This window comes from Streptomyces hygroscopicus (assembly GCF_026168105.1).
Classification (GTDB): domain Bacteria; phylum Actinomycetota; class Actinomycetes; order Streptomycetales; family Streptomycetaceae; genus Streptomyces; species Streptomyces hygroscopicus_D.
On sequence record NZ_LBMW01000020.1, the window covers coordinates 108,675 to 122,643 of the forward strand.

The window sequence follows — 13,969 nt, forward strand, 5'->3', positions numbered from 1 at the left end:
GGCTCAGGCCTCCTGGGCGTGACGGGCGGTGAACCGCTCGGCCATGTCGGCGTCCCACCAGACGCTGTACATCTCGAAGTCGGTGCCGGACTCGTTGACGACACGGTGCTCGTGGTGCGGCGGGAAGTGCACGATGTCGCCGGCGGTGAACGGCACGCGCTCGCCGCCGGACTCCAGGAACGCCTCGCCCCGCAGGGCGATGAAGATCTCGTACTCGTGGTGGGCGTGCGCGGTGGACGCGGTGCCCGGGCTGATGACGCACCAGGAGCCCTCGAAGGGAGCGTTGAGCTGGGGCCAGGGCAGCAGGCGCTGGGCGTCGAGGCCGTTCTCATGGGTGAGGCCGGTGCGGTCGAGGGGCTTGATGAGCATGTCGTCTCTCTGGTCGGCGGGTCGTCGGGCGGGGCGGGGCCGTCAGGCCGGGCGGTCAGGCGGCGGCCAGGGCCGGTTCGCGGTCGCCGGAGGGCTGCTCGGCGCCGTGCTTGAGGATGTCCTCGGTGATCTCCGCCGAGCGGGCGGCGAGGACGCTGAGCAGGGAGTCGGCGATGCCATGGGTGGCCTCGTTGACGCCCTGGAGATAGAGCGCGGCGGTGGCCGGACGGCCCAGCTCCACGCGGTAGTTGCGGGTGACGTCGATGCGGTCCAGGCCGAGCGCCTCCCCGAGGGCGCGGACCATACGGGGCATAGCGGGGTCGAAGCCGGTGCCGAGCAGCAGCAGGTCGGTGCGCAGCTCGCGGGTGGTGCCGGAGCGACGGTCGGTGAGGGAGAGGACGATGTCGTCGCCGTCGGTCGCGGCGCCGGTGATGTCGGTCATGGTGACCATGCCGAGGCGGCCGACGCCCTCGCGCCGGTCCTGGTAGAACTGCCGGTACAGCGAGTCCAGGGTGGCCGGAGCCAGGCCGCCGTAGTTGGCGCGGTGCATCTCGGCCAGCAGCTGACGGCGGGCCTCGGGCCCGGCATCGTAGAACTCGTCGACGAACGACGAGTAGAACAGCTCGTTGGTGAACTTGCTGCTCTCGTAGCCGTTCAGGCCGATCGAGCGCATGATCATCGTCGGACGGCAGTCGGGCAGGTCGCGCAGTGCCGCGCCGAACAGCTCGGCCGCGCTCTGCGCCCCGCCGACGACGGCGACCCGCAGCGGACGGTCCGCCGGCAGGGTACCGATGCGCTGGTTGTACTCGGTGGAGTGGATGACCCGCTCGGCCGGCAGCCCCTCGAACACGGCCGGCACATGCGCGTCCCGCCCTGCGCCGATCACCAGGTAGCGGCAGCCGATGGTGTCGCCGTTCGCCAGGCCCACCGTCCAGCCGGTGACTTCGGCGTCCACGCCGGTCACGGGCGTGACCGAGGTGACCTCGCGGCCGTACTCGACCTTCACGCGCTCCAGCGAGTCCGCGACCCACTGTAGGTACTCGGATATCTCGCTCCGGTACGGCACGAAGCTGCCGAGGTTGACGAACGCGTCGAGCCGGCCGCGGGCGTGCAGGAAACTGAGGAACGAGAACTCGCTGCGCGGATTGCGCATCGTGACCAGGTCCTTGAGGAAGGAAACCTGGCTCAGGGCGTCGGGCAGCAGCATGCCCCGCTGCCATACGACGTTGTCCTCGCGCTCGACGACGAGGCTGCGGCCCGCGAGCTCGGGGGCCAGCTCCTCGAGCGCGACCGCGAGGGCGAGGTTCGCCGGGCCGGCGCCGACGGCGAGCAGTTCGACGGTGCGGTGTGCCATGAAGTACTCCAGAGAAGGGACGTCTGTGCGGTCTGGTTCCGTGAGGTGTCCGGCGAGCCCCGCTCAGGCCGGTACGGGCACGTGCAGCGGGCGGCGGTCGAGTTCGACCAGGGCCGCCGCCGCGTCGAGGCGAGCGGCGGTCTGCACCGGGTCCGCGCCGGCGACGACGACATAGGAGTGGCGGGAGAGGTAGCCGCCCGGCGGCAGGCGCAGTTCGGTGCCGGGCTCCACCATCGCCTCGGCGGCCAGCAGGCCCTCGGCCTCGGCCGGCGGGGTGACCGAGGCCACCACGCAGTCCTCGGGCGGGTAGCCGAAGCGGATGCCCACCGTGCGGTGCTCGGTGTCGGTGAAGTCGGGGCGCCGCCCCAGCGCGGCGCGGACGGCGGCGCGGGCCGGGTCGATACCGGTGGCCAACTGGCCCAGGCGCGGGATGAGGTCGCCCCCGAGCCGGCCGTTGATCTCGACGATGACCGGGCCTCGCGCGGTCAGCTTCACCTCGGTGTGGGTGATGCCGGAGCCGTAGCCGATGGCGCGGTGCGCGGCACGCAGCATCGCCAGCAGGTCCGGGTCGGTGCGCAGCGGGTCGTCGGCTGCGACGTGGTGACCCATCTCCTCGAAGTACGGGAACAGACCGACCTGTTTGCGGGCCACGAACATCGGGTGGTACTCGCCGTCCACGAGGGCCGCGTCGATGCTGATCTCCGGCCCTTCGAGGTACTCCTCGACCAGCGCGCCGCCCCGGTAGGACACCGCCCCGATCCGGCTCGCCTCGTCGGCGGTCCGGAACGCCCCGACGATTTCACCGGCGTCCGCGGCGAGCACGACGCCGATGCTGGCGCCCATCCCGCGCGGCTTCACAACGACGGGGTAGCCGATCTCCTGCGCCGCGGCGAGCGCCTCCTCGGCGGTGTCCACCCAGGCGTAGCGGGGCTGGTCGACACCCGCCTCGGTGAGCAGCCTGCGGCTGCGGAACTTGTCCCGGCAGCCCTCCACGCCGTCCACGCCCGCGCCGGGCAGGCCGAGTGCGACGGCCACGTGCGCTGTCGTCACGATCAGGGTCTCGTCCCAGCTGAGCACGCCGCGCACGGTGACGCGGCCGGCCAGCTCCCGGGCCGCCGTCAGCACGGCGTACCGGTCGGTGACGTCCACGACCGTGTGCCCGCTGAGGTACGGCGTCTGCCAGTCGGGCTCGTCGCCCGTGAACAGCCAGACCGGATGGGTCGCCGCCGCGCCTGCCAGCAGATACTCGCGGTACTTGCGCAGCCCGCACCCGATGAGCAGGATCACGCCGTCCGCGCCCTCCTGGGCGCTGTTCTCGTCCACGCGCTGTTCTCCTCCCGAAGCCGAGTGACAGTGCGATTCCACGGGGTGCGCGGGTTGCCCGGAAGCCATGTCCGGGATGGACAATCAACCCAGGTCGCGCCCCCGTCACGTCCGGTTGATTGACCGTTGACCGGCCGTCGGGCGGAGTTCTTCCGGGCAATTCCGCCGGCCGCTTCCATGGCTGACGTGATCAATTACGACGGCAAGAGATTCCGGAAGGTCCTGGCCGACCCGGCCGGCGACGCCCCCGCCGCGCTGTACCGGCAGCAGGGCGACCTGGTCTGGGCCGAGTTCGCCGGTGGCGACGTACGACGCGGCTCCCTCGCGGGGACCCGCGACGCGGACGGCGTGATCAGCTTCTCGTACAGCATGGTCCTCGACGACGGACGGGTGATCTCCGGCCACAGCGTGAACACCCCGGAGGTCCTGCCCGACGGGCGGATACGGCTGCACGAGCGCTGGGAGCGCTTCGGCGCCCACGCCGACAACGGCGTCTCGTACCTCGAGGAGGTGCGCTGACCATGACCGCCGTCGACTACTCCCGGCTGGCCCGCGAGGTCGAGGGGCGCGTCTTCCTGCCGGGCAGCGCCGGCTTCCGGGTCGGCTCGAAACTGTTCAACACCCGGTACAGGGACCGTGCTCCGGCCGCCGTCGTCACCGCGGCCCACACCGCGGACGTGCGGCGGGCCCTGCTGTGGGCGCGCGAGCAGGGCGTCCCTGTCGTCGCCCGCAACGGCGGCCACAGCTTCGCCGGCTACTCCGTCAACGAGGGCCTGGTCATCGACCTCAGCCGGCTCACCAGGACCCACGCCGACGGCTCCACCGGTCTGGTCGTCGCGGGCGGCGGCGCCAAGATCAGCCATGTCTACGACGCGATGCAGCCGTACGAGATGGTCTTCTCCACCGGCACCAGCCCGACCGTAGGCGTCGCGGGCCTCGCGCTCGGCGGCGGTGCCGCGTTCGCCGCCCGCCGCTACGGCCTGACCGCCGACTCCCTGGTGGAGACCAGCGTGGTCCTCGCCGACGGCTCCCTCGCCGTGGCGAACGAACGGGAGAACCCGGATCTGTTCTGGGCCTGCAAGGGCGGCGGCGGGGGCAACTTCGGCATCAACGTCTCCCTCACCTTCCAGGCCCACCCGGTCCCGGACGTCACCACCTTCCACCTCACCTGGAAGTGGCAGGAGGCGGCCGCCGTCCTGGACGCCGGCCAGCGCATGGTGCAGAGCGCGCCGGACGACTTCGCGGCCCGGCTCGGCGTGTGGACGTACGGCACCGGGCTCGGCGAGATCCGCGACAACGCCGAAGTCACCCTCCAGGGGCAGTACTTCGGCCCGGCGAGCGCGTGCCTGCAGATCCTGGACCCGGTGCTGAGCGCGGCGACCCCGGTGTCGAGGGACGTCACCGAGCGCACGTTCTGGGAGGCCAACAAGCACATGGTGCACGCCACCTCCGGCGACCAGTTCGCGCTGCGCTCCAACTACATCCGCGAACCGCTCGCCGCGGAAGGCGTCGAGACCATGCTGTCCTGGGTCGAGCGCTGGCCCGGCAGCCACAACCCGGACGGCGGCGGGGTCGGCCTGTTCTCCTGGGGCGGCGCCATCAACCGCGTGGCTCCCGGCGCCACCGCCTTCGTCCACCGGGACACCCTGTTCCTGGTCTCCATGGACACCTCCTGGACGGACGACGACGGCCCCGCGCAGATCGACGCCAACCTCGACTGGCTGGGCGGCCTGCACTCCGCCATGGCCCCGCACGTCACCGGCTCCGCCTACCAGAACTTCGTCGACCCGGAACTGGCGAACTGGCGCGAGGCCTACTACGGCGCCAACTACGGGCGCCTGGTCGAGGTGAAGCGGAAGTACGACCCCGACGGGGTCTTCTCCTTCGGCCAGGCCGTCGGCTCCTGAACCCCGCTCCACCGCATCCCAGAAGGTCCCCCTACGAAGGTGACGCAATGAGTGTGTCCAAGTCCACGTCGAAGTCCTCGTCGAAGTCCTCGTCCTCGTCCCGGGCCAAGGACTCCCAGGGCGGCGCCCCCGGCGTCCTGGACGCCCTGCGGGCCACACCCCGCTCGGTCCGCTATCTCCTCGGCGGTGTGCTGCTCAACCAGCTCGGCGCCTTCGTCCAGACCTTCCTGGTGCTGTACCTCATGCACCGCGGGTACGGCGTCGACAAGGCCGGCTTCCTCCTCGGCGCCTACGGCGCGGGCGCGGTCGCGGGCACCGTCCTCGGCGGCGAGCTCACCTCCCGGCTCGGCAGCCGCAACACCATCGTCACGGCGATGGGCGGCTCGGCCGTCCTGGTCTTCCTCATCCCGTGGCTGGCCGGCCCCGGCGCCTACCCGGTCCTGCTCGGCCTGGTCGTCCTGCTCGGCCTGATGACCCAGTCGTACCGCCCGGCCGCCTCGGCGCTGCTGAGCGAGCTGATGCCGGACGAGTACCGGGTCATGGGCTTCTCGATGCTGCGGATCGCCATGAACATCGGCGCCGCCGCCGGACCGCTGCTGGCCGCCGGTCTCATCCAGATCGACTGGAACCTGCTGTTCTGGGTCGACGGCGCGACCGCGCTCGCATACTCGTTGCTCGCCGCCACACTGCTGCCCCGGCCGACCACGAAGCCGGCGGAGCAGCAGGGCGCCGAAAACGCTGCCAAGGAGGCCCAGCGGACGGCGTACGGGGTCATGCTCCGCGACCACCGCTTCCTGCTCTATCTGGCCTCGATGCTGCTCAGCGCGCTGGTCTACGCCCAGTTCTTCGCGGTGCTGCCGGTCGGGCTGGCCGAGGCGGGCCACCCCACCTCCCTCTACAGCGCGGTGCTCACCCTGTCCTCGGTCCTGCTGATCGGCTTCGAGCTGGCGGTGACCGCGCGCGTCAGCCGCTGGCGGGCGAGCACGGCCGCGACCGTCGGCACCTTCGTCTACTGCCTCGGCATCGCCGGTTACGGCCTGCCCGGCAGCGTGCCGGCGCTGATCCTGCTCACCACCGCGGTCAGCGTCGGCGGTCTCATGGTCAGCGGGCCGACCCTGTGGGCTCACCCGGCCAAGGCCGAGGAGAGGGTCCGCGGCCGCTACATCGCCGCCTCCCAGGCCGTGTTCGGCCTCGGCTCGGCGCTCGGCCCGGCGCTCGGCATGCTCGCGTGGACCCACTACGGCAACGGCGTCTGGGCGGCCTGCGCGGTGCTCGGCACGCTGGCGGCGGCCCTGGCCTTCACCGGGCTGCGGCCGTCGGACCAGCCGCCGGCGGAGGAGGCCGAGGAGGCCCGTGCACACGAGGAGGCCTCCGTGGCCGACGAGCCCGCCGTGCGCGGGGAAGTCCCCGGCGAGGCACCCGTCCCCAGCGGACGCTGACGGTCCCCCTCCGGCCCTTCCCGGCCCGTCCGCCCACCCTCCGGGCGGGCCGGGTGCCCTCACCACCCTGAGCCCTGTCCCTGCCTCACCACCCCTGAGTCCTGTCCGTACCTCATCACCCATGAGCACCCGTCAAGGAGCACCGATGCCTGCCACCGACACCATCACGACCAGCACCTCGACCCGCCAGGCCGAACAGCCCGCCCGTATCGCCACCCGCCGCAGGCTGCTGATGTGCCGGCCCCGGCACTACGACGTGACGTACTCGATCAACCCGTGGATGAACCCCAGCCGCAGCACCGACGCCGCGCTCGCGCTGCGCCAGTGGGAGCAGTTGCGCGACCTCTACCTCGAACTCGGCCACGGCGTCGAGGAGATCAACCCGGTCGAGGGCCTGCCCGACATGGTGTTCGCGGCCAACGGGGCCACGGTCGTCGACGGCAAGGTCTTCGGCGCCCGCTTCCGGCACGCCGAGCGCACCGCCGAGGGGCCCGCCTATCTGCGCTGGTTCGAGGAGAACGGCTACCGGGAGGTGCTGTGGCCGGAGCACATCAACGAGGGCGAGGGCGACCTGCTGACCGTCGGCCGTCGGATCCTGGCCGGCACCGGCTTCCGCACCGACAGCCGCGCGCACGCCGAGGCGCAGGAGTTCTTCGGTCTGCCGGTCACCTCGCTGACGCTGGTCAATCCGAGGCACTACCACCTGGACACCGCGCTCGCGGTGCTGTCCGACGACGAGGTCATGTACTACCCCGAGGCGTTCACACCGGGCAGCCGGGCGGTGCTGCGGTCCCTGTTCCCGAACGCGGTGATCGCCACGGCCGAGGACGCCGCCGTCTTCGGGCTGAACGCCTTCTCCGACGGCCGTCATGTGCTGCTGCCGACCGCCGCGAAGGGGCTGCAGGCCCAGCTGCGCGCTCGCGGCTTCGAGCCGGTCGGGGTCGAGCTCACCGAACTGCTCAAGGCGGGCGGCAGCGTCAAGTGCTGCACGTTGGAGCTGCGCGACCGCTGAGTCATCCCGACGTACGGGGCCGCCGTGCCGCCCGCCGCGGACGGCACGGCGGCCCCCGTCGGCTCCTCCACCAGGAAAGGATCACCATGTCCTCCGCGCCCGCGACCGTGGACAGTCGCGCCCGTCTGCTCGAGCTGCTCGTCAGGGGCGGCGCCCAGTACCGACTCCTGAGCCACGCGCCGCAGGGGCGCACCGACCTGGCCAGCGCACTGCGCGGCCACCGCCTGGAGCAGGCCGCGAAGAGCCTGGTCATCAGAGTGGCGCTGAGCGGAAAGCGCCGGCGGTACGTGATCGCGGTGGTGCCCGGCGACCGCAGGGTCGATCTGGCGGCGCTCAACGCCCTGTACGCGGGCAAGGAGGCGTCCTTCGCGGCCCGGGGAGTCGCCGAGCAGCTGACGGGCTGTGTGAGCGGCTCGATCATGCCGCTGAGCTTCGATCCGGAACTGGAGGTGATCACCGACCCGGCGCTCTTCGAGCACGAGGAGATCTTCTTCAACACGGGCCGGCTGGACGAGTCGGTGGCGCTGCGTACCGAGTGCTATCGCGCCCTGGTGGCCCCCCGGGTGACCCCGATCGCGACGCCCCGCACTGATGTTCCTCCTGGGGCTACCGTGCAGTAATCCACTCACCCTAGGCTGCCTCCAATTCGACGGCTCAGAAGGGGAGTTGAGACGTGCGGTTGATAAGACGGGTGGCGGCGCTGCTGGGCGCCGCCGCCATGCTGATGGTGGTGCCGGGCAACGCCCGTGCGGCCACGCCCGCGTTCTCCGGCGTGACCGCGATCGGGACCCACAACGCGTACGACAAGAGCAAGTACACGTATTTCGCACAGGCCCTGGACTCCGGGGCCTCACTGCTGGAGCTGGACGTCTACACCGACATCATCAGCAAGCGCTGGCGGGTCAGCCACAGCAATCCGTTCGGCGACGACAACAACTGCGAGGCGGCGAAGACCCCGGGCGAGCTGTACGGCAAGAGCCGCAACCAGGACCTCGGCAGCTGTCTCGACAACATCGCCGCCTGGCACCAGTTGCACCCCGACCACCGGCCGATCATCTTCAAGGTGGAGATGAAGGACGGCTTCAACAACAACCGCGGCCTCGGCCCGGACGAGTTCGACGCGCTGGTGTCGTCGAAGCTCGGCAACATGGTCTACAAGCCGTCCGACCTGCTGGGCTCCCGGTACTCGACGCTCGACGCGGCCGCGAAGGCGAACGCCTGGCCCTCCCGCGACGCCCTCAGGGGCAAGGTCCTCTTCGAACTCATCCCCGGCACCGTCGAGATGAAGAACCCGTTCGACCACTACTGGACGGACCGGGAGTACGGCGAATATCTGCGCGACCTGTACGCCGCCGGGAACATCTCCAAGGCCCAGGCTTTCCCGGCCGTTCTGGGCGCCGCCTCCGGCGACCCGCGCACCAGCCGCTACGACGCCTCCATCCGCCCGTGGTTCGTGTTCTACGACGGCGACGCCGCGTCGTACGTCAACAACGGCTACGACACGTCCTGGTACGACACCAGTCACTACATCCTGATCATGACGGATGCGGCGGGCGTGTCGCCGGCGATCTCGTCCACGAACCCGACGGACGCCGAGGTGGCGGCACGGCTGTCGTTGCTCGCCGCCGACCACGCGAGCGTGATCACCTCCGACTGGGTGGCCAAGTCGCCCTCGGTTCTCAGTTCGACGGCTGACAGGGGCTGACCTTCGCGCCTCCGGGGCATATCACCCATGCCAAGGTGAAACAGGCATACATCCCTGCCCCCCACGAGCGCATCAGGGAGCCCCCATGCTGCGAGGCGTCGACGTCAGCCCGTACCAGTCATCCGCGTACGACACGAGCGGCCTCTCCTTCGTCTTCATCAAGGCGACGGAGGGGCACTCGTATGTGAACCCCAAGCTCACCGCCCAGACGAAGACGGCCCGGGAGGCCGGCTGCGTCGTCGGCTTCTACCACTTCCTGTGGCCCGGCAACATCACGGCCCAGGCCGAGTACTTCGTCGGCAGAACCCCGGAGAAGGCGGGCGACCTGCTGGCCGTGGACTGGGAGACGACCGGTGACGGCACACACGCGAGCAACGCCGAGAAGGACGGCTTCATCCGCGCGGTGAAGCAGCTCCGGCCCCACAACCGGGTGGTCCTCTACACCAACCGGGACTTCTGGCTCACCATCGACACCACGTCCTACGCCGGGGACGGCCTGTGGATCGCCGACTACGTCACCGCGGGCAAGCCCCGGATCCAGGCGTCGTGGCGGTTCCACCAGTACAGCTCCGACCCCGTCGACAAGGACGTCGCGAACTTCGCCAGCACGGCCGCGCTGCGGACGTGGGCCTCGGGAGGCTGAGCCGGCGGCGGCCTCAACCCCGCCGGTGCGGGCCCATCTCGAGCAGCACCTCGCCCAGCTGGGCGGCGGTGAGCGCGGGCGCGGGCAGGCGGGGTACGGCGGGACGCGCGCGGGCCGTCCAGGAGCAGGGCGAGCGGGCGGCGCCGGCCGTCCGGGGCGGCCGTGGTGAGCGCGGGAACGGTCCGCCCCGGCGCCGCCAGGACCAACAGCAGGTCCTCGGTGGCGCGGGAACGGTCCGCCCCGGCGCCGCCACGGCCAACAGCAGGTCCTCGGTGGCGCGGGAACGGTCCGCCCCAGCGCCGCCAGGACCAACAGCAGGTCCTCGGTGGTGACGTCCGGGCGGACCGCACCTGCCCCTGGAGGTCGTCCGACCGACGGCCGCTATGCGCGGAAGTCCGGGGTGCGCTCCGGGGAGGCCTCCGCCAGCGCCTTGGTGACGGCGTCGGCGCCCGCCTGCAGGCCGTACACCGGGGTGCCGGGCTGCTGACGCCAGGAGTCGTCGATGCCGCCGGCGTCGACCGTGTCGAAGCCGAGTTCGTCGATCAGGGCCCGCACGCGCCGCTTGGCCGCCTCGTCGTCCCCCGCGACCGGGAGCGCCATACGGTCGGGGGCACCGGCCGGGCGGGGACGGTCCAGGATGTCCTGCGCGTAGGTGCCGTTGAAGGCCTTGATCACGGGATGGCCGATCTGCCTCTCGGTCCAGCGGCTCTCGGTGAGGCCCTCGTCCTCGATCGCCGCGATCCTGCCGTCCCGCTGCTGGGGGTAGTAGTTGCCGGTGTCGATGACCGCCACGCCGTCGGCCGCCCCGTCGAGCAGGCCGGAGGGCAGATCCGGTACCGCCTTGACGGGGACGGTGACCACGACTACTTCGGCGCCGCGGGCCGCCTCCTCGACCGGGACGGGGGTCGCGCCCGTCTCCTCGGCCAGTGCGGTGAGGGTGTGCGGGCCGCGGGAGTTGGCGACGGAGACATCGTGGCCGAGGGCGGTGAGCCGCCGGGTGAGGTTGCCGCCGATGTTGCCCGCTCCGATGATGCCGATCTTCATGTCCTGACTCGCCTGGCCCTTCCGGAGGTCGATGTCGCGCGGAGCCCGGTGGCTCCGCCGGTGCGCTGGGCCAACCTCCCCACGGCTCGCCCTATTCCGGCGATACGCCGAACGGCTGCCGGAGCGCGCGGACCGCACGGCGGACATGACGGGAGGGGCGCCTGTCCCCGGGAGACAGGCGCCCCTCTCGGCGCGTCGCACGTCACGCGTGCGGTCGCGTCACTTGTTCAGGTACGTCCAGAACTCGTCGAACGAGAGGACCTTGTCGCCGTTGAGGTCCCGGGTCCTGATGACGGCCTCGGCCACCGTGTCGGTGACGTTCCAGTCGCCCCCCTGGGCCAGGGCGGACTTGAACTCGGCGGCGGTGATGAATCCGTCACCGTCCGCATCGATCCGCTCGAACTGCTTGCGTGCTTCCTCGATGTCCGCCACCGATCCGCCCCTTCTTGGTGCTTTTGCCGTCGTACGGCCGTCCTACTGACGGAGGTCAGATTAACGGTCCGTCCGGGCCTTCAACGCAGCGACCACCCAGGCGAACTCCTCGTCGGGCGCGGACGGGGGTTCGAGGCCGTTCACGAGGGCCGTCAGCTGATGTGCCGCGGCGAACCGGAGCCGGTTGCGGATGTCCGGGTCCACCGTGTCGAGCCCCTCGGAGATCTCCGCCATGAAGTCTTCGATGATGCGCCTTCGCTCGGCGGCCGACAGCCGCGCCAACTTGTTCATCAACGTCATCTCCTCCGCGCTGGAACCGCGTCGCGCCACGGTCGACGGCACCGCCCGGGTCACCTTCCGGGCGCGGATCTGCGCGCCCAGGGCAGCCACGTGCGTGGCCGCCACCTCCGCGACCGTCGTCTCGCCGGCCAGCACCGCCCGGAGGACGGCGGCACCACCGTCGTGCCGCAGCACTCCCGTCGGGACGCGGGGGTCATCGCCTTCACGGCGCACTCCGTCGGGTTCACGGACGAGGCTCCGCAGTAGGTGGCCGAGGCCCTCGGCGCGGTGGGCTGCGACGCGCTGTGTGGGCCCGGGTCTCCCCGGGGAACGCCCGCAGTCTGCGGGCGTTCCTGGCCGCGGGCTGTGTTCCGGTGGGTGCTGAAGCGCTGCTCATCGCCCCGTAGCGGCGCGTCGGCGTCACCGGAAGACGCCCGTGTGCCCCAGCGAGTAGCGGCCCGGCTGCGGGTAGACGGCGAGGCCGTGCGGGCCGTTGCCGACCTTGATGCGGGCCAGTTCCTTCCCGGTGCCGGTGTCGAGGGCGTACACCTCGGCGTTGTAACGGCCGGACAGCCACAGGACCTTGCCGTCGGCCGAGACGCCGCCCATGTCGGGGCTGCCACCACCGGGCAGGCGCCACTTGTCGGTCAGCCGGTTCTGAGTGAAGTCGAAGACGGAGATGGTGCCCTCGCCCCGGTTGGAGATGTACATCTCGCGGGAGTCGCGGCTGACGTAGAGGCCGTGCGCGCCCTTGCCGGTGGGCAGGAACTCCGGCTTGCCGAAGCTGTCGCCGTCCACGATCCACAGACCGTTGGCCACCATGTCGGCGATGTAGAAGGTCTTGCCGTCCGGGCAGACCTTCACGTCCTGCGGCATGGACCCGTGGACCGGCAGCTTCTGTTGGCCGATGACCTCCATCTTCTCGGTGTCGACCTTCAGCAGTTCACCGCTGAACTCGCAGGAGACGATGAAGTAGCGGCCGTCCGGCGAGAAGTCGGCGTGGTTGACGCCGTAGCAGCTCACCGGCACGGCCTTCGCCACCTTCATGGTGTGCGCGTCCCGGAAGACCAACTGGCGGTCCTTGGAGGCCATCACGATCGCGTATCTGCCGTTGGGCGTGAAGTAGAGGTTGTACGGGTCGTGCACGGCGACCGGCTTTCCGGCCTTGCCGGTCTTCGGGTCGATGGGGATGAGGGTGTTGCCCAGGTCGTTGTTGACCCACAGCGTCTTCAGGTCCCAGGAAGGCACGACGTGCTGGGGCTGGCGGCCGACCGGGATGGTGTCGATGACCTTGTACGTCTCCGGGTCGATGACGGACACCGTGTTGGAGATGGTGTTGGGGACGTAGACCCGGGACGGGAAGTCCTTCACCACCGGGGAGAGCTGGTTCGGCCGGTCGGCCGCGTAGACGTCCTTCGGGTCGAGCAGGGGCGGCATACCCGGCAGCCCGGGGTCGGCTCGCTGGGCGGGTTTGAGCGGGGCCTTGGTCGGCAGGGCCTCGTTCTTGTGGGGTGATCCGCTGGTGCAACCGGTGAGGGCCGCGAGGGCGATGCCGGCGATCAGTACGCGGGTGACGGTCGTGGGGTGCATCAACTCAGCAGCTCCGTGGTGGTCACCGCGGTCAGGCCGCGGTGGTCGAGTTCGTGCAGGATGTCGGGCAGGGCGGCGACCGTGTCCGCGTACCCGAAATGCATGCTCACCACCGACCCGCCGCGGACGTCGCCCATGACCTTGCGGGTGACCGCGGATGCGCCCGGCGAGGTGTAGTCGAGCGAGTCGACGTCGTACGACAGGACGTGCGGATAGCCGACGCGACGGGCCAGCCGTTCGACGAGCGGGGTGGCGCGCGGGGCGCGGGAGGGGCGGAACCAGGTGCCGATGGATCCGGTGAGCCGGTGCAGCCGGTCGGCACAGCCCTGGATCTCGGCAAGCGCGTCGGCCTCGGGCAGGGTGTTGATGCCGACGTGACGCAGGGTGTGGTTGCCGAGGTCGTGACCGCCCTTGAGGATGCGCCGGGCGACTTCCGGGTGCTGGTCGAGCCAGGTGCCGACCGCGAGCACGGTGATCTTCGCGCCGGCCTTCTCCGCCGTGTCGAGGATCGACACGGCGTAGGACGGGTCACCCTGGCCGTGGAAGGTCAGGGCGACCTGGTGGCGGTCTCGGGGGCCGTGGGCGATCTGGGCGGGCTGCTGCGGGAAGGCGCGGGGCGCGGGCGCGGCGGCCGTGGCGCGCGAGCCGCGGGAGTTGTCGGGACGGGGCGGAACGGTCGGGTGGACGACGCGATCGCCGGGGGCGCAAGCGGCTGCGAAGGCACCGGCGGCGGCGAGCGCCGCGCCCGTGCGCAGTGCGGTACGGCGGTCGGGCACCGCCCGCGCGGTGTCCGACTCACGGTCCGGTGGGGAGAAAGGGGCGGGCGTGGTCACTCTCCCTATTTAAAGGCGCAACGGCGCCGAAATCGACGA

General features: G+C 71.1%; 14 protein-coding genes and 1 pseudogene. 7 read left to right on the forward strand and 8 right to left on the reverse strand.

Annotated elements, in window-relative coordinates:
* Window positions 1-3: 3 nt before the first annotated feature.
* The 3 genes from AAW14_RS20535 to AAW14_RS20545 all read right to left on the reverse strand — a co-directional run bounded on the left by AAW14_RS20535 (window position 4) and on the right by AAW14_RS20545 (window position 3,046).
* The gene (locus AAW14_RS20535) at window positions 4-369 is read right to left on the reverse strand and encodes a cupin domain-containing protein (protein WP_265565360.1); all 366 of its coding nucleotides are present in this window, start codon (window positions 367-369) and stop codon (window positions 4-6) included.
* Window positions 370-424: 55 nt separating this feature from the next.
* Window positions 425-1,723 carry a lysine N(6)-hydroxylase/L-ornithine N(5)-oxygenase family protein gene (locus tag AAW14_RS20540; protein WP_265565361.1) on the reverse strand — a complete coding sequence of 433 codons (1,299 nt, stop codon included), beginning with the start codon at window positions 1,721-1,723 and terminating at the stop codon, window positions 425-427.
* A 63-nt stretch (window positions 1,724-1,786) separates the two neighbouring features.
* Window positions 1,787-3,046, reverse strand: coding sequence for an ATP-grasp domain-containing protein (locus tag AAW14_RS20545; RefSeq protein WP_265565362.1), 1,260 nt, complete (start codon window positions 3,044-3,046; stop codon window positions 1,787-1,789).
* Window positions 3,047-3,232: 186 nt separating this feature from the next.
* Between AAW14_RS20545 and AAW14_RS20550 the strand changes: the two genes are divergently transcribed.
* The 7 genes from AAW14_RS20550 to AAW14_RS20580 all read left to right on the forward strand — a co-directional run bounded on the left by AAW14_RS20550 (window position 3,233) and on the right by AAW14_RS20580 (window position 9,752).
* Entirely contained in the window at window positions 3,233-3,565 is a 333-nt protein-coding gene (locus AAW14_RS20550) for a hypothetical protein (protein WP_265565389.1), read from the forward strand.
* 2 nt (window positions 3,566-3,567) lie between these two features.
* Window positions 3,568-4,953: an FAD-binding oxidoreductase gene (locus tag AAW14_RS20555; protein ID WP_265565363.1), complete on the forward strand. Its 1,386-nt coding sequence runs from the start codon at window positions 3,568-3,570 to the stop codon at window positions 4,951-4,953.
* 47 nt (window positions 4,954-5,000) lie between these two features.
* Entirely contained in the window at window positions 5,001-6,392 is a 1,392-nt protein-coding gene (locus AAW14_RS20560) for an MFS transporter (RefSeq protein WP_265565364.1), read from the forward strand.
* A gap of 145 nt (window positions 6,393-6,537) precedes the next feature.
* A complete protein-coding gene (gene ddaH, locus AAW14_RS20565; protein WP_265565365.1) occupies window positions 6,538-7,404 on the forward strand; it encodes a dimethylargininase in 867 nt (288 codons plus the stop codon).
* Window positions 7,405-7,490: 86 nt separating this feature from the next.
* Window positions 7,491-8,024 (forward strand): YbaK/EbsC family protein, encoded by a 534-nt coding sequence (locus tag AAW14_RS20570; protein ID WP_265565366.1) that lies wholly within the window; start codon window positions 7,491-7,493, stop codon window positions 8,022-8,024.
* A 53-nt stretch (window positions 8,025-8,077) separates the two neighbouring features.
* Complete coding sequence (locus AAW14_RS20575; protein ID WP_265565367.1) at window positions 8,078-9,109, forward strand: phosphatidylinositol-specific phospholipase C domain-containing protein; 1,032 nt, start codon at window positions 8,078-8,080, stop codon at window positions 9,107-9,109.
* A gap of 85 nt (window positions 9,110-9,194) precedes the next feature.
* Window positions 9,195-9,752: a glycoside hydrolase family 25 protein gene (locus AAW14_RS20580; protein ID WP_265565368.1), complete on the forward strand. Its 558-nt coding sequence runs from the start codon at window positions 9,195-9,197 to the stop codon at window positions 9,750-9,752.
* A gap of 381 nt (window positions 9,753-10,133) precedes the next feature.
* On the opposite strand, the gene AAW14_RS20590 is transcribed toward AAW14_RS20580, so the two are convergent.
* From AAW14_RS20590 to AAW14_RS20615, 5 genes and pseudogenes are all read right to left on the reverse strand, one after another.
* Window positions 10,134-10,943: an NADPH-dependent F420 reductase gene (locus AAW14_RS20590; protein ID WP_265565369.1), complete on the reverse strand. Its 810-nt coding sequence runs from the start codon at window positions 10,941-10,943 to the stop codon at window positions 10,134-10,136.
* A 72-nt stretch (window positions 10,944-11,015) separates the two neighbouring features.
* Window positions 11,016-11,228: an EF-hand domain-containing protein gene (locus tag AAW14_RS20595; protein WP_265565370.1), complete on the reverse strand. Its 213-nt coding sequence runs from the start codon at window positions 11,226-11,228 to the stop codon at window positions 11,016-11,018.
* Between the two features lie 84 nt (window positions 11,229-11,312).
* A pseudogene (locus tag AAW14_RS20600) lies at window positions 11,313-11,672 on the reverse strand (MerR family transcriptional regulator); the annotation flags it as partial.
* Window positions 11,673-11,927: 255 nt separating this feature from the next.
* Window positions 11,928-13,097, reverse strand: a complete 1,170-nt coding sequence (locus tag AAW14_RS20610) for a beta-propeller fold lactonase family protein (RefSeq protein ID WP_265565371.1) — start codon at window positions 13,095-13,097, stop codon at window positions 11,928-11,930.
* Window positions 13,097-13,939, reverse strand: a complete 843-nt coding sequence (locus AAW14_RS20615; protein ID WP_416223344.1) for a polysaccharide deacetylase family protein — start codon at window positions 13,937-13,939, stop codon at window positions 13,097-13,099. The genes AAW14_RS20610 and AAW14_RS20615 overlap by 1 nt, the downstream gene beginning before the upstream one ends.
* Window positions 13,940-13,969 lie beyond the last annotated feature (30 nt).